At 72.7% G+C, this 22868-nt stretch carries 22 protein-coding genes; 7 read left to right on the top strand and 15 right to left on the bottom strand.

Annotated elements, in window-relative coordinates; genetic code table 11:
• Positions 1-13 precede the first annotated feature (13 nt).
• A complete protein-coding gene (locus tag AB0O07_RS10105; protein ID WP_365629870.1) occupies positions 14-472 on the top strand; it encodes a ribose-5-phosphate isomerase in 459 nt (152 codons plus the stop codon).
• A 40-nt stretch (positions 473-512) separates the two neighbouring features.
• On the opposite strand, the gene AB0O07_RS10100 is transcribed toward AB0O07_RS10105, so the two are convergent.
• The 9 genes from AB0O07_RS10100 to AB0O07_RS10060 form a co-directional block, all read right to left on the bottom strand.
• Positions 513-2063 (bottom strand): cation:dicarboxylase symporter family transporter, encoded by a 1551-nt coding sequence (locus AB0O07_RS10100; RefSeq protein ID WP_365630359.1) that lies wholly within the window; start codon positions 2061-2063, stop codon positions 513-515.
• 334 nt (positions 2064-2397) lie between these two features.
• Entirely contained in the window at positions 2398-3483 is a 1086-nt protein-coding gene (locus tag AB0O07_RS10095; protein WP_365629867.1) for an MSMEG_0565 family glycosyltransferase, read from the bottom strand.
• Positions 3480-4316, bottom strand: coding sequence for a carbon-nitrogen hydrolase family protein (locus AB0O07_RS10090; protein ID WP_365629864.1), 837 nt, complete (start codon positions 4314-4316; stop codon positions 3480-3482). Before AB0O07_RS10090 ends, AB0O07_RS10095 begins: the two co-directional genes overlap by 4 nt.
• 54 nt (positions 4317-4370) lie before the next feature.
• Positions 4371-5282 (bottom strand): carbon-nitrogen hydrolase family protein, encoded by a 912-nt coding sequence (locus AB0O07_RS10085; protein ID WP_365629861.1) that lies wholly within the window; start codon positions 5280-5282, stop codon positions 4371-4373.
• Complete coding sequence (locus AB0O07_RS10080) at positions 5279-6775, bottom strand: MSMEG_0567/sll0787 family protein (protein WP_365629858.1); 1497 nt, start codon at positions 6773-6775, stop codon at positions 5279-5281. The genes AB0O07_RS10085 and AB0O07_RS10080 overlap by 4 nt, the downstream gene beginning before the upstream one ends.
• Complete coding sequence (locus tag AB0O07_RS10075; RefSeq protein ID WP_365629855.1) at positions 6772-7887, bottom strand: MSMEG_0568 family radical SAM protein; 1116 nt, start codon at positions 7885-7887, stop codon at positions 6772-6774. The genes AB0O07_RS10080 and AB0O07_RS10075 overlap by 4 nt, the downstream gene beginning before the upstream one ends.
• 10 nt (positions 7888-7897) lie before the next feature.
• Complete coding sequence (locus AB0O07_RS10070) at positions 7898-9589, bottom strand: MSMEG_0572/Sll0783 family nitrogen starvation response protein (protein ID WP_365629852.1); 1692 nt, start codon at positions 9587-9589, stop codon at positions 7898-7900.
• 37 nt (positions 9590-9626) lie between these two features.
• Positions 9627-10937, bottom strand: a complete 1311-nt coding sequence (locus tag AB0O07_RS10065; RefSeq protein ID WP_365629849.1) for an MSMEG_0569 family flavin-dependent oxidoreductase — start codon at positions 10935-10937, stop codon at positions 9627-9629.
• Positions 10934-11239 (bottom strand): MSMEG_0570 family nitrogen starvation response protein, encoded by a 306-nt coding sequence (locus AB0O07_RS10060; RefSeq protein ID WP_365629846.1) that lies wholly within the window; start codon positions 11237-11239, stop codon positions 10934-10936. The genes AB0O07_RS10065 and AB0O07_RS10060 overlap by 4 nt, the downstream gene beginning before the upstream one ends.
• A gap of 436 nt (positions 11240-11675) precedes the next feature.
• On the opposite strand from AB0O07_RS10060, the gene AB0O07_RS10055 reads away from it, so the two are divergent.
• The 5 genes from AB0O07_RS10055 (at position 11676) to AB0O07_RS10035 (ending at position 16670) form a co-directional block, all read left to right on the top strand.
• On the top strand, positions 11676-12992 hold the full coding sequence (locus AB0O07_RS10055) for a Clp protease N-terminal domain-containing protein (protein WP_365629843.1): 1317 nt from the start codon (positions 11676-11678) through the stop codon (positions 12990-12992).
• Positions 12993-13081: 89 nt separating this feature from the next.
• Positions 13082-14557, top strand: a complete 1476-nt coding sequence (locus AB0O07_RS10050; protein ID WP_365629840.1) for a histidine kinase — start codon at positions 13082-13084, stop codon at positions 14555-14557.
• 4 nt (positions 14558-14561) lie between these two features.
• Positions 14562-15215, top strand: a complete 654-nt coding sequence (locus AB0O07_RS10045; RefSeq protein ID WP_365629837.1) for a response regulator transcription factor — start codon at positions 14562-14564, stop codon at positions 15213-15215.
• 169 nt (positions 15216-15384) lie between these two features.
• Positions 15385-16197, top strand: coding sequence for an SAM-dependent methyltransferase (locus AB0O07_RS10040; RefSeq protein ID WP_365629834.1), 813 nt, complete (start codon positions 15385-15387; stop codon positions 16195-16197).
• 308 nt (positions 16198-16505) lie between these two features.
• Complete coding sequence (locus AB0O07_RS10035) at positions 16506-16670, top strand: hypothetical protein (protein WP_365629831.1); 165 nt, start codon at positions 16506-16508, stop codon at positions 16668-16670.
• Between the two features lie 108 nt (positions 16671-16778).
• On the opposite strand, the gene AB0O07_RS10030 is transcribed toward AB0O07_RS10035, so the two are convergent.
• From AB0O07_RS10030 to AB0O07_RS10010, 5 genes are all read right to left on the bottom strand, one after another.
• Positions 16779-16937: a hypothetical protein gene (locus tag AB0O07_RS10030; protein ID WP_365629828.1), complete on the bottom strand. Its 159-nt coding sequence runs from the start codon at positions 16935-16937 to the stop codon at positions 16779-16781.
• A 61-nt stretch (positions 16938-16998) separates the two neighbouring features.
• Positions 16999-17964 (bottom strand): cytochrome c oxidase assembly protein, encoded by a 966-nt coding sequence (locus tag AB0O07_RS10025; protein WP_365629825.1) that lies wholly within the window; start codon positions 17962-17964, stop codon positions 16999-17001.
• Positions 17965-18132: 168 nt separating this feature from the next.
• A complete protein-coding gene (locus AB0O07_RS10020; protein ID WP_365629822.1) occupies positions 18133-19158 on the bottom strand; it encodes a 6-phosphofructokinase in 1026 nt (341 codons plus the stop codon).
• Positions 19159-19356: 198 nt separating this feature from the next.
• Positions 19357-20085: a glutamine amidotransferase gene (locus AB0O07_RS10015; RefSeq protein WP_365629819.1), complete on the bottom strand. Its 729-nt coding sequence runs from the start codon at positions 20083-20085 to the stop codon at positions 19357-19359.
• A 47-nt stretch (positions 20086-20132) separates the two neighbouring features.
• A complete protein-coding gene (locus AB0O07_RS10010; RefSeq protein ID WP_365629816.1) occupies positions 20133-21371 on the bottom strand; it encodes a MurT ligase domain-containing protein in 1239 nt (412 codons plus the stop codon).
• Between the two features lie 115 nt (positions 21372-21486).
• Here AB0O07_RS10010 and def point away from each other — a divergent pair, with 115 nt between their 5' ends.
• On the top strand, positions 21487-22044 hold the full coding sequence (def, locus tag AB0O07_RS10005) for a peptide deformylase (protein WP_365629813.1): 558 nt from the start codon (positions 21487-21489) through the stop codon (positions 22042-22044).
• Between the two features lie 62 nt (positions 22045-22106).
• On the opposite strand, the gene AB0O07_RS10000 is transcribed toward def, so the two are convergent.
• Entirely contained in the window at positions 22107-22754 is a 648-nt protein-coding gene (locus AB0O07_RS10000) for a TetR family transcriptional regulator (protein ID WP_365629810.1), read from the bottom strand.
• Between the last annotated feature and the right edge of the window lie 114 nt (positions 22755-22868).

The raw sequence follows: 22868 nt of genomic DNA, 5'->3' as shown, positions 1-22868 counted from the left end.
AACGGATCCTCAGATGCGGACATGGCGCCTGGTCGTCGGCTCGGACGACGCGGGACACACGTACAAACAGCACATCAAGGCCGACCTCGACGGCCACCCGGCCGTCGCCCACCTCACCGATGTCGGTGTGGACGCCGAGGGACACACTCCCTACCCGGCCGTGGCCATCCGGGCCGCCGAGATGATCGCCCGGGGCGAGGCCGACCGGGCGATCCTGGTCTGCGGTACGGGGCTGGGGGTGGCCATCGCCGCCAACAAGGTCCGGGGCGTACGGGCCGTGACCGCGCACGACAGCTACTCGGTGGAGCGTTCGGTCCTCTCCAACAACGCCCAGGTCCTCTGCCTGGGGCAGCGCGTCATCGGCATCGAACTGGCCCGCCGGCTCGCCCGGGAATGGCTCGGCCACACCTTCGACACGGCCGGCCCCTCGTACGCCAAGGTCGCCGAGATCGAGCGATACGAGGGGCGGTGACCGGTATGCCGGCCGCTCCGCCCGGCGGGGCGGTGGCCGCTCACTCGGTGAGGGTCCCGGCGGCGGTGTCGGTGTGACGGTGTGCCGGTGTGACCGGGGCGGCCCCCGACGGCGACGGTGTGCCGGTCGGACCGGCGCCGGCCGCACCGGCGCCGGCCGCACCGGCGCCGTCGGGCGCGGCTTCCGGGGCGGTTTCCGCGCCGGAAGCCGGTACGGTGCCGGGCTCGTCGCCCGCCCCGGGCGCGGCCCCGGAGGCCGTCCCGGCCCCGTCCGGCCCGTCCCCCGCCCCGGTCTCCGCCGGCTCCTCGCCCGCCAGCACACGCTTCGCCTTCTCCGCGTCCAGCGCGTTCTCCCACCGCGACACCGCGAAGACCGCCACACAGTTGCCGAGCAGGTTCGTCGCGACCCGCATCGAGTCCATGATCCGGTCCACGCCGAGCAGCAGCGCCACCGCGCCCGCCGGGATGACCCCCAGCGCGGAGGCCGTCGCCGAGAGGGCGAGGAACGCCGAACCCGGTACGCCCGCCATGCCCTTGCTGGTCAGCATCAGCACCAGGACCACCGTGACCTGCTGGCCCAGCGTCAGGTCGACCCCCACGGCCTGGGCGATGAAGAGCGTACCGATCGACAGGTAGATCGAGGCGCCGTCGAGGTTGAACGAGTACCCGGTGGGCAGCACCAGCCCGACCGCGTCGTCCCGGCAGCCGGCCTTCCTGAGCTTCTGCATCATGCGGGGCATGACGGCCTCGCTGGACGCGGTGCCCAGCGCGAGCAGCAGCTCCTCCCGGGTGTACTTCACGAACTTCCACAGGCTCAGCCCGGTGACCAGCCGGAGCGCCACCGACAGCAGGAGCAGGAAGAGCAGCGCCACCCCGTAGCAGACGGCGATCAGCTTCCCGTACGTGGTGAGCGCGCCCAGACCGTACTCGCCGACCAGATGCGCGGTGGCGCCGAAGACGGCCAGCGGCGCGAGCCGCATGATGAAACCGACGATCGCGAAGACGACCTGCTGCACCTGCTCGATGGCCGGAAGGATCGCGGGGACCTTCGTCTTCCCGAGGTGGAGCACCGCGGCCCCGGTGAGACAGGCCAGCACCAGCACTTGGAGCAGCGCGTTGTTCGCGAACGCGCCGATCGCGCTGTCGGGTATGGCCTCCAGGATGAACTGGGCGGTCGAGGGGAGCGACCCGCCGCCCGTCTTCTGGTCCACCGCGGCGGCGTCGAGCGTCGCCGGGTCGATGTTCATCCCGGTGCCGGGGCCGAGCAGGTTCGCCGCCACCAGCCCCAGCACCAGGGCGGCCGTCGTGGCGACCTCGAACCAGATCAGCGCCTTGACGCCGATCCGGCCGAAGCCCTTGAGGTCGCCCGCGCCGGCGATGCCGAAGACGACGACACAGAAGACCAGCGGGGCGATGACGGCTTTGATCAGCCGGATGAAGCCGTCGCCGAGCGGCTGGACCGCGGTGCCGGCGTCGGGCCAGAGCCGGCCCAGCAGGACGCCCAGCACCAGGGCCAGGGCGACCTGGGCGAACAGTGAGGTGCGCAGGGTTCCGGCGATACGCCGGACCGGGGACGGGGACGTGTGCGGCACAGTCACTCTCTCCAGCTCCGTTCAGAGCTTCTGTCAAGTTCTGTCTGACGGAAGAACATTTCCGATTCGCCACTATGGCCGGGCATGCGTTTCCGCCGGAAGTCCACCTGTTACGAACAGGGAAAACCCGGGATCCGAGGGCCTTTCGTGGGTGTACGACCGGGGCGCGCGACCGCTGCCGCGCCGCCCCGCGTCGTTTTCGGAAAATTACTTCCACATAGAGTCGGGCGTGCGCGTCCCCAGCGCAAGACCCTGTGGAAGAGGAGTTCCGATCAGAGGAAAGTTCCGATCACAAGGAGTCCGGAACGGAGCGGAGTCCGGACCGGAGCCGAGGTCAGAGGAGAGCGGAGTAGAGATCGATATGGAGCCGGGCCGCCTCCGCCCAGGTGTGGCGCGCCGCCAGCTCCCGGCCTGCCGCGCGCCGCTCCGGCTCCGCCGCCGTGAGCGCATCGCCCAGCTCGACGGCGAGCCGTTCCGGGGTGTCCGCGAAGCGTGCCGCCGCCCCGAACACCTCGCGCAGCACCGGGAGATCACGGACGACGAGCGGAACCCCGGCGGCCAGCGCCTCCATCGCGGCGAGCCCGAAACCCTCCTTGACCGAGGGGAAGGCGAAGGCGGAGGCCGCCGCCACCAGCGCGGGCAGCTCGTCGTCGGGCACCGCCCCGAGGACCACCGGCTCGACCGCCAGCTCCGCCGCGCGCTCCTCCCAACGGGCCCGGTAGTCGCGGTAGTCGAAGAGCGTCTCGCCGCCCGCGACCACCAGCTTCACCCCGGGGTGCCGGGCGCGCAGCAGCGCGTACGCCTCCAGCAGGTCCAGCGACCCCTTCCGGGGCTCGATCCCGCCGACCGTCAGCACGTACGGGCCGAGCCGCTCCGCCCAACGGGCCCGCAGTGCCGGGTCGGTGGCCGCGAAACGCTCGTAGGCGACCCCGTTCGGGATCACCCGGGCGGAGAGCCGCCACCCCTCCGCGAGCTCGTCGGCGACCGTCCGCGAGACACAGACATGCGCGTACGGCTCCACGATGGCGCGCTCATGGCAGGCGGCCAGCTCCGGGGTGGTGAAGTGGTCGATGTGGTGGACCGTCCGGACACACCGGCCCACCGCGTTGGCGCTGATGCAGTCCTGCGCGTGCACGATGTCGTACGCCCCGGCGCCCTCCGCCGTGAACGCCTCCCGCAGAGTGTCGATCGAGCGCAGCACCCGCTCCCCGACACTCTCCCCGGCGGGCCCGTCGGCGAACGGTACGATCCGCAGCCGCACCTCCGGATCGACCGGACGGTAGAACCCCTCGTCGCCGCCGCGCCCCAGCGTCCACACGGTGACGTCCTGCCCGGCGGCGGCCAGCGCCTCGGCGAGGGCCAGGGTGTGGACGACACCGCCGCGCGGCTTGGTCGAGTAGCTGAGCAGGGCGATCTTCACGGGGCGGTCTCCCGGTAGGCAGCGGGTCGGCGTTCGCCGAGGTGGTACAGGACCCGGCGGGCGCGGTCGAGTTCGGCTTCCGGGTCGGTCTCCGCGACGGCGAGCCCGGCCTTGGACCAGGTACGGGCGAGGATGTCGCCACCGGGACCCACCACCTTCGCCTGGCCGAGGAAGCGCATACCGCCCAGGGCGCCGGTCTGGTTGGAGGAGGCGAGGACGACCTGGTTCTCGGCCGCCCGCGCCTGGTCGTACAGGTCGAAGAGTTTCGCCTGCCGGTCGTGGGCCATCAGCGGCGCACGGTTGGTGATACTGGTGGGCCACGCCGAGAGACAGGCGACGATCTCCGCGCCGTCCAGCGCCAGCGACCTGGCCGACTCGGGGAACGTCTTGTCGTAGTCGATCAGCATGCCCACCCGGCCAACCGGCGTGTCGAACGCGTCGAACCGGTCGCCCGGCGCGTAGGCGGCCACCTCCCCGGCCGGCAGATGGACCTTGCGGTGCCGGCCGAGCACCCCGTCCCCGCTGACACAGACGGCCGCGTTGTACCGGGCGTCCCCGCCGTCCTCGCAGTACCCGACACACACCACCATCTCGGCGGCGACCGAGGCCACCCGGTGGATCAGCGGGTCGTCCGGGTCGAGCGCGGGCGGCAGCGCGTCCGGGTCGGGGTGGCGCAGATCGGCCAGATAACCGCCGAGCGCGGCGTCCGGCAGAACGAGCAGGCCGACCCCCTCCCGGCGCGCGTCATGAATGATCTTGGTGACGCGCGCCAGGTCGAACTCCAGGTCACGGCCGAAATGAGCGGCGGCGGCCGCGATCCTGATCGTGCTCATCCTCGCCTCATCGTCCCTGATGCCGACGGGACCACGCGGCGCGCGGCTCCGCGGTCATGCGGTCTCGACATCCAGACTGTACGAGTACGTCTCGGGGCGCCGGTCCCGCAGATGCCCCATGGCCCGGCGCGCCGTCTCCAGCGCCCGCGCGACATCGAGTTCGGCGACCGCCATCCCCGGCCCCACCCCGGTGGCGGCGAGAACCTCGCCGCCCGGGTCCACCACCTTGGCGCTGCCCACGAAGCGCAGCGAACCGAAGGTGCCCGCCTGGTTGGCGGAGAGCCACACGATCTGGTTCTCCAGCGCGCGGGCCCGGTCGAAGAGGTCGAACCGGCGCTTCCAGCGGTCCTCCGCCAGATCCGTGACCGCCTGGGTCCGCGCCCCCGGCCACGCCGAGACACAGACGGCGATCTCGGCGCCGTCCAGCGCCAGCGCCCGCGACGACTCGGGGAACGCCTTGTCGTAGCAGATCAGCATGCCGATCCGGCCGACCGGCGTGTCGAAGGCGTGGAACCGGTCGCCCGAGGAGTAGCTGTCGTCCTCGTTGAGCGGCTGGTGCACCTTGCGGTGGTTCCCCAGCACCCCGTCCCCGCTGACACACACCACACTGTTGTAACGGCGGTCCCCGGCGTCCTCGCAGTACCCCGCGACCACCGTCATCTCCCCGGCGAGCGAGGCCAGCCGGCGGATCTCCGGGCCGTCCAGCGCCAGCGCGGGCGGCCCCGGGTCGGTCCCCGGCACGCCCTCGGCGGTGTTCCCGTCGAGGCTGAGCAGATAGCCGCCGAGACACGCCTCGGGCAGCGCGAGAAGCCGTACGCCCGCCTCGCGGGCCTCCTCGATCAGCCGTCCGGCGATCCGGAAGTCCTCCTCCAGATCCCGGCCGAACTCCTCGGCGACGGCGGCCATCCGCAGGACGCCCGCGCCACCTCCCCCCGTCACGCCGCTCATGGTGCGGTCGGCGCTCATGCGGTCCCCAATCCGGTCACCGAGCCGGTGACCGCTTCCGTGATTTCTCCGTCGGGCCAACGCAGCCCGACGCCTTCTCCCGCCCGCAGCTCCCCGCAGACGGCGCCCGTGGCGGGCCCCGCGGAGAGCGGCGGCGCGCCCGGCTCGTCCGCGGTGAGCATCGCGAAGCCGGGGAAACAGGTCAGCCAGTCGCCCACCGTCGCGCCGAACGGGCGCGGCACGGACGCCACATCGAGCACGGCGGCGCAGCCGCTCGCCTCCGCGAGCATGCCGAGCGTTCCGGCGATCCCCGCCATCGACACATCCTTGGCGGCGGCGGGCCGCGCGGCGGCCACCGCGCCGATCATCGCGCGTAGCTCCCCGCCACGGCGCAGCGTCGTCGAATCCCACTGCACGCCCCCGTACCCCGGCCGCCACCCCCCGCCGAGGTCCGCCGTCAGCCGTACCGCGTGACCGGGACGCCCCCCGCCGCCCCGTACGGGCGAACCCGTCACCCCGAGCGCCGTCACCGACAGCGAGGCCGGCACGCCCAGTTGGGTATGGCCGCCGAGCACCGGCACGCCGTACGCCTCGGCCGCCCTGCGCAGCCCGGAGATCACCCGCGCGGCGTGCACCGCGTCCTGCGCGCCCAGCGCGTCGAGCAGCCCGACCGGCGAAGCGCCCATCGCGGCGAGGTCGTTGAGGTTGACCAGCACCGCGCACCAGCCGGCCCACTCCGGGTCGCGCTCCACCATCGACGGCACGATCGCGTCACAGGCGGCGACCGTCCCGGTCCCCGGCACCGGCGCGCCGTCGTCACCGGTGAACCCGGCGCCCGCCGAGAGCACTCCGTCCAGCAGCGGGCCCAGCGCGGCCTTGGTCGCCTCCGTCCGGGCGGCGATCCGCCCGATCGGCCACCGCATCAGCACATGCGGCGCCCCGGCCACCGTGACCGACCGCATCCGTTCCCACCCGAGCCGGGTGAACAGCGGCTGGTTACGGGTCTGCACGGTCGCCTCGAAGCGCAGCGCGCCCTCCGCCTCGGCCCGCGCGCACGCGGCCCTGACCAGCGCGGCGCCGATGCCCCGGGGGCCCCGCGCGCCCCGGGCGACCACCAGCCGGCCCCCCGTCCACCAGCCGATGTCGGGGCCGTCCCCGGCCGGGCCCAGCCGTACCCCGCCGACCACCGTGCCGGTGGCCCGGTCCCGGGCCACCAGGACGACGGTGCGCGGATCGGCGTCCCTGCCGTCCAGGTCGTTGCCGTCGAAGAGCCCCTGCTCGTGGACGAAGGCGGCCCGGCGCAACCGCCGGTACGCCGCCAGCTCGCCCCCGGACACGGCCTCCTCGATCTGGAACCCGGGATCCCTGGCCAGGGTGGAGCGGTCACCGAGCAGGGCGAGGATGTCCTGGGGCAGACCGGCCGCCGCGACCCCGCACCCCCCGTCGACCTTGCCGCTCCCCGGGCCTCCCCGGGCGCCGTCGAGACCGTATCCGTCGAGGAACACGCCGATCACCCACCCGCCGAACGCAGCACACTGCACGCCCCGCAGGCCGCGCAGCCGGCACCCTGGTCGGCGCCGGTCATGCCCGCGGCGCGCAGCTTTGCGGCGACGCCCTCGGTCACGTACCGCAGCAGCTCGGCGCCGGGCGCGGGTATCCCGTCCCTGGCGGCGAGCGTGCCGCTCATCGGACGGAACGGCACCACGAACGGGTAGACGCCCCGCTCGATCAACGAGCCCGCGCCCGCGATCAGTTCATCGGGGTTCTCACCGAGACCGACCAGCAGGTACGTGGAGACCCGGTTCGGCCCGAAGACCCGTACCGCCTCGTCCCAGGCCGCCTCGTACTCGGCCATCGGGACCGTCGACTTGCCGGGCATCCACCGCCGCCGCACCTCGTCGTCGAGCGACTCGACATGGATGCCGATGGCCGTCGCCCCCGCGTCGTGGAGCGCCCGGATCCAGGCGAGATCGCCTGGTGGCTCGCACTGCACCTGGATGGGCAGCCCCGGTACGGCCGCCAGTACGGCCCGCACCGAACGGACCAGGACCCGGGCGCCCCGGTCGGGGCCCGTGGTGGTGCCGGTCGTCATGACCATCTGCTGGATGCCGTCGAGCCGCACCGCGGCCTCGGCGACCTCGGCGAGCTGCGCCGGGGTCTTCGCCGCGATGGTGGCGTCCGCGCGCAGCGACTCCTCGATGGTGCAGAAGCGGCAGCGGTCGGACTCGGCGTAGCGGATACAGGTCTGGACGACGGTCGTCGCGAGGACGTCCTTGCCGTGCAGCCGGGCGATCCGCTCGTACGACACACCGTCGGCGGTCGTCAGGTCGTAGAACTTGGGCCGCAGCACCGGCGTCAGGGTCAGCCCCGTGTCGGTGAGGGTCCCGTCCTCCTCGCCCAGCCAGACCCGTCCGTCGCGTACGGAGTAGGGGCTGTCCGGGTTCCTCGGAAGGGCGGCGCCGGCACCGTCGGCGGGGCCGTGCCCGATCACGAAGTGACCGTCGTCGCTTGGCCCGGCGCCGTCCGGCCGCCGTACCGGCGCGTCCAGCGACACGCCCCGTAAGGCGAGTTCGGCCCGGGTCATGATCCGGACATCGACCGCCGTCGATTCGGTGCCAACGCTCATAGCGTGCCTCTCAGAGCTGGTAGGTCGAGTTGATGATGGCGCCCTTGCGGGCGTAGTGGATCAGGGCGTCCTGGACATCCAGCGGGTGGGTGGGGATGACACCCTCGATCAGGTCCTCCTCACGGGCACCGTGGAGCGAGAGACCGAACCGGCAGCAGTACGCCTTGCCGCCCTCGGCGATGAACGTCCTGAGCTGGTTGTTGATGTTGTGCTCACCCGGGAAGGCCGAGTTGCCCACGGTCGGGAAGCCGCGCGTGGCAAGGCAGTTGAGGGAGCCGGGACCGTAGAAGTAGATCGCGGTCTCGAAGCCTTTTCGCAGCGCGCGGGTGGCCTGGAGAACGGCGACGAAGGAGACCGAGGACTCGTGCGCGATGCCGTGGACCAGGGTGAAGTACGACTCGCCGTGCTCCGCGCGGTAGTCGGGGAAGACCTTCGTGGACCCGTAGATGCTGGAGCCCTCGGGGAGCGAGGGGTGCGGGATCTCGGTCAGCGACTTCTGCTCGATGTCGGTGAGTTCGGCGGTGGACTCGGGCATGGCGGTCTCCTTGGGCGTCTGCGGAGGTTCGGCTGGTTGGACGGACACTGTGGGGGGCTGGAACGTGTCGGCAGGAGCGTACGGGGCTGCGGCCTGCTGAGGGGCGGCGGGCGGGTAGCCCTCCCCGGGCGGGAACCGTTCGCCGAGCCGGTACGGAGCGTCGTTCTGCGGCAGCTCCGCGGGTATGCGCGTATCGGGGTGCGGGGGCGGCGGGTAGCCGTTCTGCGCCGCGGCGGGCATCGCGTTGGGCATCGTGTGGGGCATGGCATTCGGCACCGCGTTGGGCATCGCGACGGCCGGCCCGGCGGGGGCGGGCTGCGCGGCGTACGCGGGGGTGGGCCGGGGCCGGTGCCGGTCGTACAGGTCCGCGAAGGTGGAGCGGAAGACCAGCCGGCCGAGTTCGCCGTCGCCCGCGGCGGCGGCCAGCTTGGCGTGCTCGCCCGCGAAGTCGCCCCAGGGCTGGTCACTGGCGAAGAGCAGCCGGTCGTGCCCGACACCGCGCCGTTCGATCTCGGACACCAGCCAGCGCGGCGCGAAACCCAGCGCCCAGGACAGGTCGGTGTAGACCCGTTTGCCGGCCGTGACCCAGTCGAAGAAGCGGGAGCCGGCCAGCTTGATGTGGCCGCTCATCCCGCCCCCGAAGTGCACGAGGTGGATGGGGACCCGGTCGGCGTACCACTCGACGAGATGGCCCACCTCGTCGATGTCGGAGGCGGCCCCCGGCGAGGTGTGGATATGGACGACGAGACCGAACCGCTCGGCGGTGTGGAAGATCCGGTCCAGCATCGGCCGGCAGGCCGGGTCGGTGGGGTGGCCGCCGAGCAGGAAGCTCAGCTTGAGCGCCCGTACGCCCTCCTCGCCCGCGAGCGACAGCGCGACCGCGGTCCGGTCGGAGTCCTCGGGGCGCGGCGAGACCCACAGGCCGGCCGTGATGCGGTCGTCCTTCTGGGCGGCCTCGATCACCAGCCCGTTGAAGGAGAAAGCGACATCGGGGTCCGGAACCCCGTAGTTCGGTAAAACCAGGGCGCGTTCCGTGCCTTCGGCGTCGAGGTCGGCGAAGAGCTGTTTGACCGTGGCCCGGGCGCTGACGTCCGGGCGTACGGCAGGCCCGCCGTAAAAGGGATGTGCGGGAAGCACACCAATATGGCGGTGTGCGTCGTGAATCATGATCCGGTGACACCTTCCTTGGTCCGGTGGACCGCGCTCACCCCAGGGGCAGCGCGGCGGCGAGCGCCGTGGGAGCGCCGGTGATGGCGCCGCACACATCGGCGAGGCGCCGGCTCGCGTCGATGTGGTCCGCCAGGAACTCCGCGTCCCTGCCGACCGATTCGAAGCGGCCTGACCCCCAGGAGTACTGCCAGGGCAGACCCACGAAGTACAGCCCGGGGGAGTTGGTGGCGCCACGCCGGTGCATCGGGAAGCCGCGTCCGTCGAAGACGGGGGTCTCGATCCACGCGTGATCGCGGGTGAAGCCCGTGGACCATACCACCGAGGTGATTCCCGCCTTGGCTAGATCGAGGGAGGCGGGCTGCTCGGCGGGCTCCCACACCGGTACGTACCGTGCCTCGGCCGGGGCGTCGATGCCGTTGGCGTCGATGTGCGCGTCGATGGAGTCCTTGATGGACTCGGCGACGGCGTCCGCCCGGTCGAGATTGACCTTCAGATCGTCCGCGAACTCCAGCGCCGTCCCCCGGATCCCGGTGAGCCGCCCGTACAGCCGCATCCCGTCCCGCGCGAAGGCCCGCAGGTCGATGTCGCGCCCGCCGTCCCGCCCGGTCACATAGTGGTTGACCCGCATCCGTACGGTCGTGGCGTCGTCGTAGTCGTCGATGGTCTTCGCGTAGTGCCCCATGTCGTCCAGCCACGCCACACAGTCGCGCCCCCGGTAGAACCGGGCCACGCGCGGGGCGGTGCCGACGGCGAGATGGACCTTACGCCCGGCCAGGTGCAGATCCTCCGCGATCTGGCAGCCGGACTGGCCGCTGCCCACCACCAGCACCCCGCCCTTGGGGAGCTGGTCCGGGTTGCGGTACTGCGAGGAGTGCAGCCGCCGCACCCCGGCCGGCAGCCGCTCCGCCATCCGGGGGATCGTGGGCGTGTGGTACGGACCGGTGGCCACCACCACCTGGTCGGCCGTCAGCACGCCCTGCTCCGTGGTGAGTTCGTAGTACCCGCTGTCGGCGTGCCGGAGCCGGGTGACGCTGACCCCCTCCACCAGCGGCGGGTTGAAGAAGTCCACGTACCCCTCCAGGTACCTGATCACCTCGTCCCGCACCATGAAGCCGTCCGGGTCGGGACCGCTGTAGGGGTAACCCGGCAGCTTGCACTGCCAGTTGGGGGTGACGAGACAGAAGGTGTCCCAGCGCCGCGAACGCCACTCGTTGCCCACCCGCCGGGCCTCGATGACGATGTGCTTGATGCCGCGCTCGCGCAGCAGATAGCTGACGGAGAGCCCCGCCTGGCCCCCGCCGATGACGGCCACCGGATAGTGCGCCCCGGCTATCGGAGGCGTCACCGCTCGCTCCCGTCGGCGTTCAGCAGCGCCTCCACCGTGACCATCGCCGGGGGCTCCCGCCGGAACGTCGCGGCCACGCCCTCGATCCTTGCGAGTTCCTCGGCGGCGCCGGTGCATGCGAATCCGTACCTCTCCCGTACCCGTTCACTTGCTATGCCCAGCGCCGTCCTGCTCCGCTCCACGAAGTCGGGAACGGTGTAGGCGACCCCCGGGGTGAAGTACTCCTCGACCACCGTGGAGGGGGAGTAACAGCGTTGGACTTCACCGTCCGGCCAGCGCACACGGACATACATTTCAGGCATGGGGGATCCTCCAGGCGATGCGCCGAGGTCTTCGCTCCTCGCCGCTGCTGCGAACTCCACTTCAACGAGCTGGAGTTACGGAATTGAATCATCCGGAATAAAGCGGTGTTACGCAAACCTCACAGTCCCCTTGCCTCGTTGGCATAAACGGAAGGTCATATTCGGGCCAGCGAGGGCGAGTTGGGCCCCGGAGACAGGCGGCGGAACGCCCCTGGACGCCTGCCGGGCGGAGGGACCCGAGCCGGCCGTCCGGCCACCGGGTCCGGCCGTCCGGCCACCGGACCTGGCCGGTCGGCCATCAGCCGTAGCCGGTCGGCCGCCGGCGATGGCCGGTCGGCCGACGCGCGGCCGGCCGGGCCGCGCCTAGGGTCGGAGCAGACCGGGCGACGCGGCCACTGCCGCGCCATTCAGGCCACCGACGCAAGGAACCTTTCCCATGACGCAGCCGCCCAACCCCGCCCTGCCCGAGAACTCCGGGCCCCCCGAGCACCCCGGTGTGACCGACGACGCACTCCCCGCCCCGCAGTTCGAGGAGGACGCCCTCACCCTGCTCGTCGCCGCCGTGCACGCCGCCGTACGGCTGGAGAACCCCCGCACCGGCACCGAACACCTCGTCTCCGAACTCGTGATGGGCGACACGGCGGCCGGCGAGGCGGTCACCCCCGGCATGCGCAAGGCCGGCGAACTCGGCGGCACCGTCAAGGGCATCGCCCTGGCCGGCGAGGACCGGCACTGGGTCTCCCGCGACGCGGGCCCCGGACCGCTGGAGACCCACCCGGACGACGAGACGGAGGCCGAGGCCACCTGGCGCGAGATCGCCTGGCGCGCCGTAGGGGAGGCGGGGCGCGGCCTCTCCCTCGACGAGGACACCCCGCCGCCCGGGCCCACCGGCGCGCTCCTCGCCTGCCTGCGTCACGCCCTGGGCCTGGCCCGCGCGGAACGGACGGAGAGCGTCCGCTGCCGCCACCTCGCCCGCGCCCTGGTGGAGCTGCCCGGCAGCCGGGCCCGGGAGGCCATGACGCTCAGCCAGGTCGACCTGGACGCCGCCCGCACCGCGCTCGACGCGCTCGACGCCCGGGAGGCGGACGCCGCCGGAGGCCCGGACTTCCCGGTGCCCCGGGCCGTCGCCGGGCTGCGCAACTCCGGGACGCTGGAGGGCGGCAAGGGCCGGATCGCCCGCGCCGTCTACTCCTGGATGTTCCGGATGGGCCCGGACAACAACGCGGTCCTCCTCATGGTGCGCGCGGAGGCCGTACGCCACGCGGTACGGCGCGGACAGGCCGCCGTCGAGCCGGCCGATCTGCTCCTCGCGATCCTCTCCCTGGACCGGGCGATGACCGTCGTCGGACAGTCCTTCCCCGAGGACATCGCCGGCGTCAACAGCGCGGCGGAACTGCTGCGCGCCCACGGCGCCGGGCCCGCCGCGCTCCACCGCGCGACCGCCGGGACCGACACCGCGCCGGTGCCCGGTGTCCCCGCCACCGACTTCCCGCTCTCGCCCGCCGCCGACCGGGTCATGGCCCGCACCCGGCTCCTGGCCGCCGAGCGCTCCGCCGCCACCACCGGCACCCTCCATGTACTGGCCGCCCTGCTCGACGCCTCCGACGCCGCCGAGGCCGGTGCCGCCACGGACCCCGAGGCCGGTCCCGCCGCCGGGGAAGCCGCACCCGACCGGGTCGCGGATCTGCTCCGTACCGTCGGCGTCGACATCGAAGCGCTCCGGGCCGCGTCCGCCCCGGACACCGCCGCGTGAGACCACCGGCCGCCCGGCCCCCGGCCGGTCCGGCGGGAGACAGGGGCATTACGGTCCCGGGAAGAGGTACGGCGAGGAGCGAGGCAGGAGTGACGGTGGAGCGGATACGGGAGCGGGCGCGCCGCGCCGGGCGCAGGGCGGCGGCCGTCGTACGGCGTGAGGTGGTCCAGTCCGTGGCGGACATCCGCACCGCCCGGCCCCGCACGGTCGTCCTGGAGACGCTGGTCTGCCTGGTCGTCCTCGCCCTCACTCTGCTGCCGCTGGGCCTCTACTCCCCGCAGCGGCCCGCCCTCGTCGTCCTGGAGGGGGTGTGGATGGCGCTCCTGCTGCTCGTACGGCGCCGCCACCCCGTCCCCGCCGTGCTCGGCACCGGGCTGCTCTTCGCCAGCGACAGCTTCGGGGTGGCCGCCGCCGTGCCGTTCGTCGTGCTCTCCGCGACCCGCCGGGTCGCCCCGCGCCGGGGCTGGCAGGCGGTCGGCGTGGCCTCCGCGGCCTCCTTCGCCCTCTCCTTCGCGGTGGGCCAGAGCGCGGAGTTCTCCTGGCCGCTGCGGCTGGCCGCCGAGGCGGGCTCCCTGCTCTTCCTGCTGATCCTCCCCGCGCTCGCCGGGACGCTGCTCGGCCGGCGCCGACCGCTGGTCAGCCTCCTGCGGGAGCGCAACGCCTATCTGGAGCAGGCCCGTTCGCTGAGCGCGGCCGCCGCGCGCGGCGCGGAGCGCAACCGGATCGCGGGGGAGATGCACGACCTGCTCGGCCACAAACTGAGCCTGATCTCCGTCCACGCGGGCGCCCTGGAACTCGCCGCCGAGCGGCAGGCCCCGGCCCTCTCCGCCCAGGCCGAGCTGCTCCGTACCACCGCCGGCACGGCCATGGACGAGCTCCGCGAGATCCTCGGCGTGCTGCGCCGCGACCAACTCGCCGACCCCAGCGGGGAACCCGGCTCCACCCGGGGCACCCGGGAGGACATCACCGCCCTCGTCGACGAGTCGGCGCGGGCGGGCATGGCGGTGGTCCTCGACTGGTCGGGGTCCGATACGGCGGACGCCTCCCCCCGTACCCGCCAGGCGGTGCACCGGGTGGTCCGCGAGGCGCTGACCAACGCGCTCAAACACGCCCCCGGCGCGCCCACCCGGGTGGAGCTCCGGCACACCACGGGCCGGATCGCGCTCGCCGTGACCAACGAGACGCCCCGCGCCGTCCGGCCGGGACCCGGCACCCGCAGCGGACTGGTCGGCCTGGAGGAGCGGATCGCGCTCCTCGGCGGCTCGTTCGGGGCCGGTCCGGTCGCGCACGGCGGCTTCCGGGTCGAGGCGCTGCTGCCCACCCACCCGGAGACCGTCCAGCAGCCGGAGACGGCGCCCCGTCCGGACCAGCCGGGCCATCCGGCCCCGCACCCCGGCGCCCGCTCCGCCGCCCCCGGAGCCAACGGGGCGGGGGTGTTCCCGCCGCTCTCGGCCGAGACGCTCACCTGGCCGAGGCTGCTCGGCGCGGGGTGCGCGGCGGCCGTGGTCATCCTCCCCACCGTGCTCTTCCTCGTGCTGCTGGTGGTCCTGCGGATCGTAGGATGAGGCGGTGATACGAGTCCTCATCGCCGACGACGAGACGCTGATGCGCGCCGGCATCCGGCTGATCCTGGAGAACGCCGAGGACATCGAGGTGGCCGCCGAGGCCTCCGACGGCCGCGAGGCGGTCGCCGCCTGCCGGGGCCAGGGCATCGATGTCGCCCTGCTCGACCTCCAGATGCCCGGCAAGGACGGGGTCGCCGCCGCCGAGGAGATCGCCAGGACCTCGCCCCGTACCCAGGTGGTCATGCTCACCGCCTTCGGCGAGGAGCGGAGCGTCACCCGCGCCCTGCGGGCCGGGGCGACCGGCTTCCTGCTCAAGGACACCGGACCCGCCGAGCTGATCCGTTCGGTACGGCTGGCGGCAGCCGGCGAGCCGGTGCTGGCCCCCCGGATCACCCGTCGCCTCCTGGAGCAGCAGATACGGAGCGGCCGCGAGGCGGAGGCCGCCCGGCGCAGGACCGACGAGCTGACCCCGGCCGAGCGCGAGGTGCTGCGGCTGCTCGGCACCGGTCTGTCGAACACGGAGATCGCCGACCGGCTCCCCATGAGCCCGAGCACGGTGAAGGCCCACATCAGCCGGATCCTCACCCGCACCGGCTGCGCCAACCGCGTCCAGGCCGCCGTCCTCGCCCACGACGCGGGTCTCCTCGCTGAGAGCTGACGGGGCCGCCGGATCCGCCGCCCGGTCCGGCCGCCGGATCCGAGCGCGCCGTGGCACTCCTCCAAGGTCACGGAGCGTCTAAGCTCTTGGGAAGGCTCAGTGTGGACCGGACCGGTACCGGTACGCGCGCCCGGCTCCGTGCCGTCCGCCGTACCTGGGAGGAGCGAAGATGGCAGCGCAGTACTCTCCAGACGACCGTTTCAACACCGGGGAGGCGCACTCCGCGCGGGTGTACGACTACATCCTCGGCGGCAAGGACAACTACCCGGTCGACCAGGAGGCCGGGGACTCCATGTGCCGCGAGTGGCCCGCGCTCCCGATCCACATGCGCGCCAACCGCGAGTTCATGCACCGCGCTGCCCGGTACCTCGCCCAGGAGAAGGGCATCCGGCAGTTCCTCGACATCGGTACCGGGCTGCCCACCCAGCCCAATGTGCACGAGGTCGTCCAGGGGGTCGTGCCCGACTCCCGCGTCGTCTACGTCGACAACGACCCGATCGTCCTCGCGCACGCCCGCGCCCTGCTGACCAGCGCCCCCGAGGGCCGTACGGCGTACATCGACGCCGATATGCGGGACCCCGACGCGATCATCAACTCGCCCCAGTTCAAGGAACTCCTCGATCTGGGTGAGCCGGTCGGCCTCATGATCATCGGGATTCTCCACTTCATCCTGGAGAACGACGACGACCACGGCCTGGTCCAGCGCCTCCTCGACCCGCTCCCCGCCGGCAGCTATCTGGCGATGACCATCGGCACCGCCGACTTCGCCCCGGTCGAGGTCGGCCATGTCGCCGAGGAGTACGCGCGCCGGGGCATGCCCATGCAGCTCCGTACGCTCGCCGAGGCCACCACGTTCTTCGACGGCCTGGAACTGGTCGACCCGGGCGTGACCCAGGTCCACAAGTGGCGCCCGGACCCCGGCCAGGTGGCCATGGACGACCGCGACATCGCCATGTACGGCGCGATCGCCCGGAAGGGCTAGGCCCTGTCGTCGGACTCCCGCCTGTCCCGCGACGCCTGGCACGCACTCTCGCCGCACCGGGCGAAGTCCCGAGTACGTCCAGTACGAGGGACTGCGCCCGGCACACCGAGAGCACGCACCAGACGCCGCGGGACCGCCCTTCGGGCGACGGCGGGAGTCCGACGACAGGACCTAGGCCCTCCGCCCGCGCGGGCCGCGGCGGCGGAAGATCACATTCCGGTCTCCCGCCGCATCGTCGCTGGTGGACGGGGAAGTAGAGTGCACCGGCCGACGATCGACAACGGGAAGATCAGTACAGACCAATGAATGTGGCAGCGAACCCTCCGATCTACGACCAGATGCTCCGCGAGCACGGTGATGTCATCAGCGAGGCGCGTGAGGCGGCGCACCAGACCACCCGGCAGGCGGAGCACGTCCTGGACTGGAGCGGGCTCCACCGGCGCTTCCCCGCCGAGCAGATACGTCACGACTGAGCCGCCGCCGGTCTCCGGGGCGTCCCGGCGAGCCGGGGCGTCCCGGGCGGCCCGCCACCGGGGAGCGGGCGGTCACCGCCTCAACGGCGGCACCGCGCCGGTACCGCGTCAGCGCCGCCCCGTCGCCGCCGTCCCGAGCGTCACCAGCGCCAGGACCACCCACCCGAACCAGAGCCAGCCGCTGTTGCCGAGGGCCACGGTGTACCCCGTGACCACCACCAGCGCGCCGACGGTCAGCGCGCCCATCGTCTTCGTGGATCCGGACACGCGCGTCCTCCTCCAGGCGAGGGCCATGACGCCCATCGTCGCCCGGGGACCCCGGTTCGCGCTACCGCCCCCGGGCCTGGAGCGACGCCAGGTACGCGTTGTACTCCGCCAGCTCCTTGTCGCCGTCCCGGTCCGCCGCCCGGTCCGAGCGGGCCGCCTGGCGCTGCTCGGAGTGGTACCACTGGTAGACCAGCGCGACCAGCACCAGCACCGAGGGGATCTCGCTGAACGCCCAGGCGATGCCGCCCGCCGCGTTCTGGTCGGCGAGCGCGTCGATCCCCAGCGAGAGGGGCGGATGCTCGTACGTGGCGACCATCGGACGGCTCGCCATCATCAGCGCGATCCCGAAGAACGCGTGGAACGGCATCCCGGCGAAGAGCTCCAGCATCCGCATCACATACCCGGGCCGGTGCGGCCCCGGGTCCACCCCCATGATGGGCCAGAAGAAGACCAGCCCCACCGCGAGGAAGTGCGTCATCATCGCGAGATGCCCGGGCTTCGACCCCATCAGATAGTCGAAGAGCGGGGAGAAGTAGAGCCCGTAGAGGCTGGCGATGAAGACCGGAATGGTGAACGCGGGGTGCGTGATCACCCGTACGTACCGGCTGTGCAGCACCGCCAGCAGCAGCTCGCGCGGCCCCGTGCGGCTCTTCCCCGCCGCGTCCCGCCCCGCGACCGGCAGGGCGCGCAGCGCCAGCGTCACCGGGGCGCCGAGCAGCAGCAGGATCGGCGAGACCATGCTGATCACCATGTGCTGGACCATGTGCACGCTGAACATGACCATGCCGTAGTCGTTCAGCCCGGTGCACATCACCAGGGCGATGGACGCCACCCCGAGCGCGAAGGCGACCGTACGGCCGGCGCCCCAGGAGTCCCCGCGCCGCCGCAGCCGCACCACACCCCACCCGTACAGCACGAGCGCCAGCACACAGCCGGCCAGGAAGAAGGGATCGGGGGAGTACGCCAGCCCCCGTCCCAGCGTGAACGGCGGCAGATCCATGGTCATGCCGTGCCCGCCGTGGTCCATCCGTGCGCTCCCGGTGCCTCCCCGGCGGTGGTGCGCGCCGGCTCTCCGTCTGTACGCACCAGAGTAGAACCGCCCCCGGGAGAACTTGAGACCGGGGGCGGCCGAAGGGGAGGGGAAGAGGCAGGTGGCGGGGGTACGGGCGAGGCTACGGGCAGGGGGCGGGCCCGGTCAGAGCACGCACTCCGCCTCGGCGTACCGCTCCGGCGGGACCGTCTTCAGCGTCTCCACGGCCGCGCCCAGCGGGACCATCTCGATGTCCGTGCCGCGCAGCGCCGTCAGCATGCCGAACTCGCCCCGGTGCGCCGCCTCCACCGCGTGCCAGCCGAACCGGGTCGCCAGCACCCTGTCGTACGCCGTGGGGGTGCCGCCGCGCTGCACATGGCCCAGGATGACCGGCCTGGCCTCCTTGCCGAGGCGCTCCTCCAGCTCGATCGAGAGCTGCCGGGCGACCCCGGCGAAGCGCTCGTGGCCGTAGATGTCCTTGCCGCCGATGTCGAACTCCATCGACCCCTCGCGCGGCTTCGCGCCCTCCGCCACCACGACGATCGCGAACCGCTTGCCCGCCGAGAACCGCTTGCCGACCACCTCGGTCAGCTCGTCGATGTCGAAGGGGCGCTCCGGCACGACGATGGCGTGCGCGCCCGCCGCCATCCCGGAGTGGAGCGCGATCCAGCCGGTGTGCCGCCCCATGACCTCCACGATCAGCACCCGCTGGTGCGACTCCGCGGTCGTCTTCAGCCGGTCGAGCGCCTCCGTGGCCACCCCGACGGCCGTGTCGAAACCGAAGGTCACATCGGTCGATGCGATGTCGTTGTCGATGGTCTTCGGCACGCCCACGATCGGCAGCCCGGCCTCGGAGAGCAGATGCGCCGCCTTCAGGGTGCCCTCGCCGCCGATCGGGATGATCGCGTCGAGCCCCAGCTCGGCGACATGGCCCCTGGCCCGCTCCACGCCGTCGCGCAGATGCTCGGGCCGGACCCGGGACGAGCCGAGTATGGTCCCGCCGCGCGCCAGGATGCCGGCCACCGCGTCGAGGTCGAGCTTGCGGTAGTCGCACTCCAGAAGGCCCTTCCAGCCGTCGTGGAAGCCGATCACCTCGTCGCCGTGGTCGACGACGGCACGGTGCACGACGGACCGGATCACGGCGTTGAGGCCGGGACAGTCGCCGCCTGAGGTGAGCACACCAATTCGCATAGCCCGGGTTACCTTTGCAACGTGGGACCGACGGCCGGACACCGTTGTCAGACCAGATCACCTGTCACCCTACCGGCGGGCGCCGTACGGACCGAAACCCCGCGTCCGCCTGCTGGACAGGCGGAGCGGGGTTCCGGGTACGGCGCGGTACTTCCGGGTACGGCGCCGGGCGGGCGGGCCGCCCGGCGGGCCGGAGGGTCAGGCCGGCTGGGTCGCGGCGGCGACCCGCTCGGCGCGCAGCGCCTCGTACCACCGGTCGTCGGTCGGCGGCAGCGCGTTGACGTCGAGGGCCAGCTTGAGCAGCAGGTCGGCGATCTGCGGGTTGCGCGCCATCACCGGGCCGTGCATGTACGTGCCGAAGACGGTGTCGTTGTACGCGCCCTCCGTGCCGTCCCCGGTGCCGTTGCCCCGGCCGAGCTGGACCCGCGCGAACGGGCGGGCCGCCGGGCCGAGATGGGTGATGCCCTGGTGGTTCTCGAAGCCGGTGAGCTGCGGCAGGTTGAGCCGGGGGTCGATGTCCGCGAGGACGTCGCCGACACACCGCTCGCCCTCGCCCCGGGTGGAGACCACGTCGAGCAGCCCGAGCCCGGGCTCGCGCTCGCCGAGGTCGTTGATGAACTCGTGGCCGAGGATCTGGTAGCCGGCGCAGACCGAGAAGACGATCGCGCCGTTGGAGACTGCCCGGCTGAGCCCGCCGTCCCGGCGCAGCCGCTCCGCCGCCAGCCGCTGCGGCCGGTCCTCGCCGCCGCCGATCAGATAGATGTCGCCCGAGGTCGGCACCGCCTGGTCGCTGCGGACATCCACCCGCGTGACGCTCAGACCGCGCTGCCGCGCCCGGCGCTCCACCACCAGCGCGTTGCCCTGGTCCCCGTAGGTGCTCAGCAGATCGGGGTAGATCCAGACCAGTCGCAGACCGCTCTCGCTCATTCTCGCTCGTCCTTCCGGGTTCCGGGGGGTCGTGTATCCCGACATGGTCAGTTGCCCACCCGTTTCCGCAGATCCTGGAACGACGTGTAGTTGGCGATCGCCTCGATCCGGCCCGGCGGCGCCAGCCGGACCGCCTCGTCGGGCGTCTCGCAGACCTGGAACTCCAGGCCGGCGACCTCAAGGCGGACCGCGAGGTCCAGCTTGCGGTCGCCGATCACGAAGATCGGGTGGCCCGCCAGCCGGGTGTAGTCCACGTCCCAGAGCCATGAGGTGTCCGTACCGTCGGCGCCCCGGGCGTTGACGGCGAGGATGACCGGGGAGGGCGGCGGGTCGATGAGGGAGAAGGTCTCCAGCCAGCCTGCCGGGTTCTTGGCGAGCAGCAGCCGCAGATCGCGGCCGAGGAAGGAGACCACGTCGTACCGGCCCGCGACCGCCTGCACCTGGTACATCCGCTCCAGGGCGACCTGCGGCGGCACCCCGAAGGCCGCGGCGACGGCGGCGGAGGTCGCCGCGTTCGCCTTGTTGGCGCGGCCCGGGAGCTGGAGGTGGATCGGCCAGGCGGAGCCGTGCGGGTCGAGGACATGGTCACCGCGGAGCGCCCAGGTCGGCGCGGGGCGGCGGAAGCCGCACTCGCCGCAGAACCAGTCGTCGCCGGGGCGCTGCATCACACCGCCGCAGGACGGGCACGACCAGGCGTCGTCCTTCCACTCCTGCCCCGCCGCCACCCAGACGACGTTGGGGGAGGAGGAGGCGGCCCAGACGATCAGCGGGTCGTCCGCGTTGGCGATGACGATGGCCTTCGTGCCGGCCAGCCCCTCGCGCCACTTCTCGGCGAGCATCCGGGTCTCGGCGGCGCGGTCGAGCTGGTCGCGGGAGAGGTTGAGCAGCGCGATCGCCTTGGGTGTGGTGTCCCTGGCGACACCCGCGAGGTACTTCTCGTCGACCTCGATGACCCCGAACTTGGCGTCGGAGCCGCCCGCGAGCGCCGAGGTGATCCCGGCGGGCATGTTGGCGCCGAGCGCGTTCGACACCACGGGCCCGGCGGCCCGCAGGGCCTCGGCGATCAGCCGGGTGGTGGTGGTCTTCCCGTTGGTCGCCGACACGAGGATGACGTCGAGGTGCTGGGCGAGCCGCCCCAGCAGATCCGGGTCGAGCCGGAGCGCCACCTTCCCGCCGATCACCGATCCGCTGCCACGGCCTGCGGCGCGCGATACCGCCGCCGCGGCTCTGCCCGCCGTCACGGCCAGCTTGGCCCGCGGCGTCAGCGGGTCCGTGTTGCCTGACATCGCCTTGATCCTCCTTGCGTCGGTCCGTGGGCCAGCCTATCGAGATCCGGCCAGGGCCCCGAACCGTGGCACCGGGCGGACGGCGGGGTTCACGGAGGACCGTACCCTGACCGTCATGCGAAACCGTCCGATCCCCGGCAGTACCGGGCGAGTACGAGCCATGAGATTGCTCGGAGATCCCGTCCTCCACGCGCCCTGCGAGCCCGTCACCGACTTCGGCCGGGGGCTCGGCGAACTGATCGAGGATCTCTTCGCCACGATGTACGCCGCCCGGGGGGTCGGGCTCGCGGCCAATCAGATCGGCGTGGCGAAACGGGTGTTCGTCTACGACTGCCCCGACGACGAGGACGTCCGTCACCTCGGACATGTCGTCAACCCCCGGCTGGTCCAGGCGGACGACCTGCTGCTGCGCGGGCCCGAGGGGTGTCTGTCGCTGCCCGGCATCGAGGCGGGCACGGAGCGGTACGACCGGGCCGTGGTGGAGGGGGTCACGCGGGACGGCGCCCCGGTCCGGGTGGCGGGCAGCGGGTTCTTCGCCCGCTGCCTCCAGCACGAGTGCGACCACCTGGAGGGCCTGGTCTACGCCGACCGGCTCACCGGGTGGCGGCGCGCCCGCACCCTGCGGGCGGCCCGCCGGGCGCCCTGGGCCGGGGGCCGCACGTCCGCTCCGTAACCCGGTGGCTCCCGTACGACCGGCCCGTACGGTCTGCCCGTACGGTCAGAAGCCGGGGCCGGTCAGAAGCCGGGGCCGCCCGCGCGGTCGTCGACCGCCGCCAGCCTGCCCCAGAGCAGATCCGCCAGGCTCCGTACCAACTGCGCCCGTGAGCAGGGACGTTCCCCCAGCCACCAGTCGCCGGCGCCGTGCATCATGCCGACGATGCCATGGCCCCAGACCCGGGCGAGCTGCTCGCTGTCGGGGCCGAGATCGACGCGTTCCTGGATGACCTTGGCCAGTTCCTCGCCCAGCCGGCGGAGGAGCGGCGCCGAGTGGCGGCCGACGTCGAAGCCGTGCTCGGGGAGGTGGGTGTCCTCGGCGGGGTGCATGAGGAAGCGGTAGACCTGGGGGCGTGCCTCGATCGCGGCGAGATACGTGTCGAGGGTGGCCTCCACCCGCCGGCGCCGCTCGGCGGGGGCGTCCAGCGCCGTGCGCAACGCGTCCAGCAGGGCGTCCGTATGGCGTTTCGCGAGGGCCCGGTACAGTCCGCCCTTGTCGCCGAAGTGCCGGTAGAGGATCGGTTTGGTGATGCCTGCCTCGGCCGCGATGGCGTTCATGGAGGCGCCGGGGCCGTCCCTGAGGACCACCCGGTCGGCCGCCTCCAGGAGCTGGCGGCGGCGCCGGCGTGCCGACCGCTGCTGCTGTTCGGCCTGGTGTGTGCGCTCCATGGTCCGTCTCCCCGCCCGTGCGATTGCGTGCAGCTCCGGCAACGTAACACTCCGCCTGCCGTCAATGCTGATCAGAAGGTGGCCGGTTGACATCCCCTACTTGCGAGTAACAGA

It is taken from the genome of Streptomyces sp. NPDC093085 (assembly GCF_040683935.1).
Taxonomy (GTDB): Bacteria; Actinomycetota; Actinomycetes; order Streptomycetales; family Streptomycetaceae; genus Streptomyces.
Note: the sequence above shows the minus strand (reverse complement) of the source record. Positions and strands in the feature narration are given on the sequence as shown.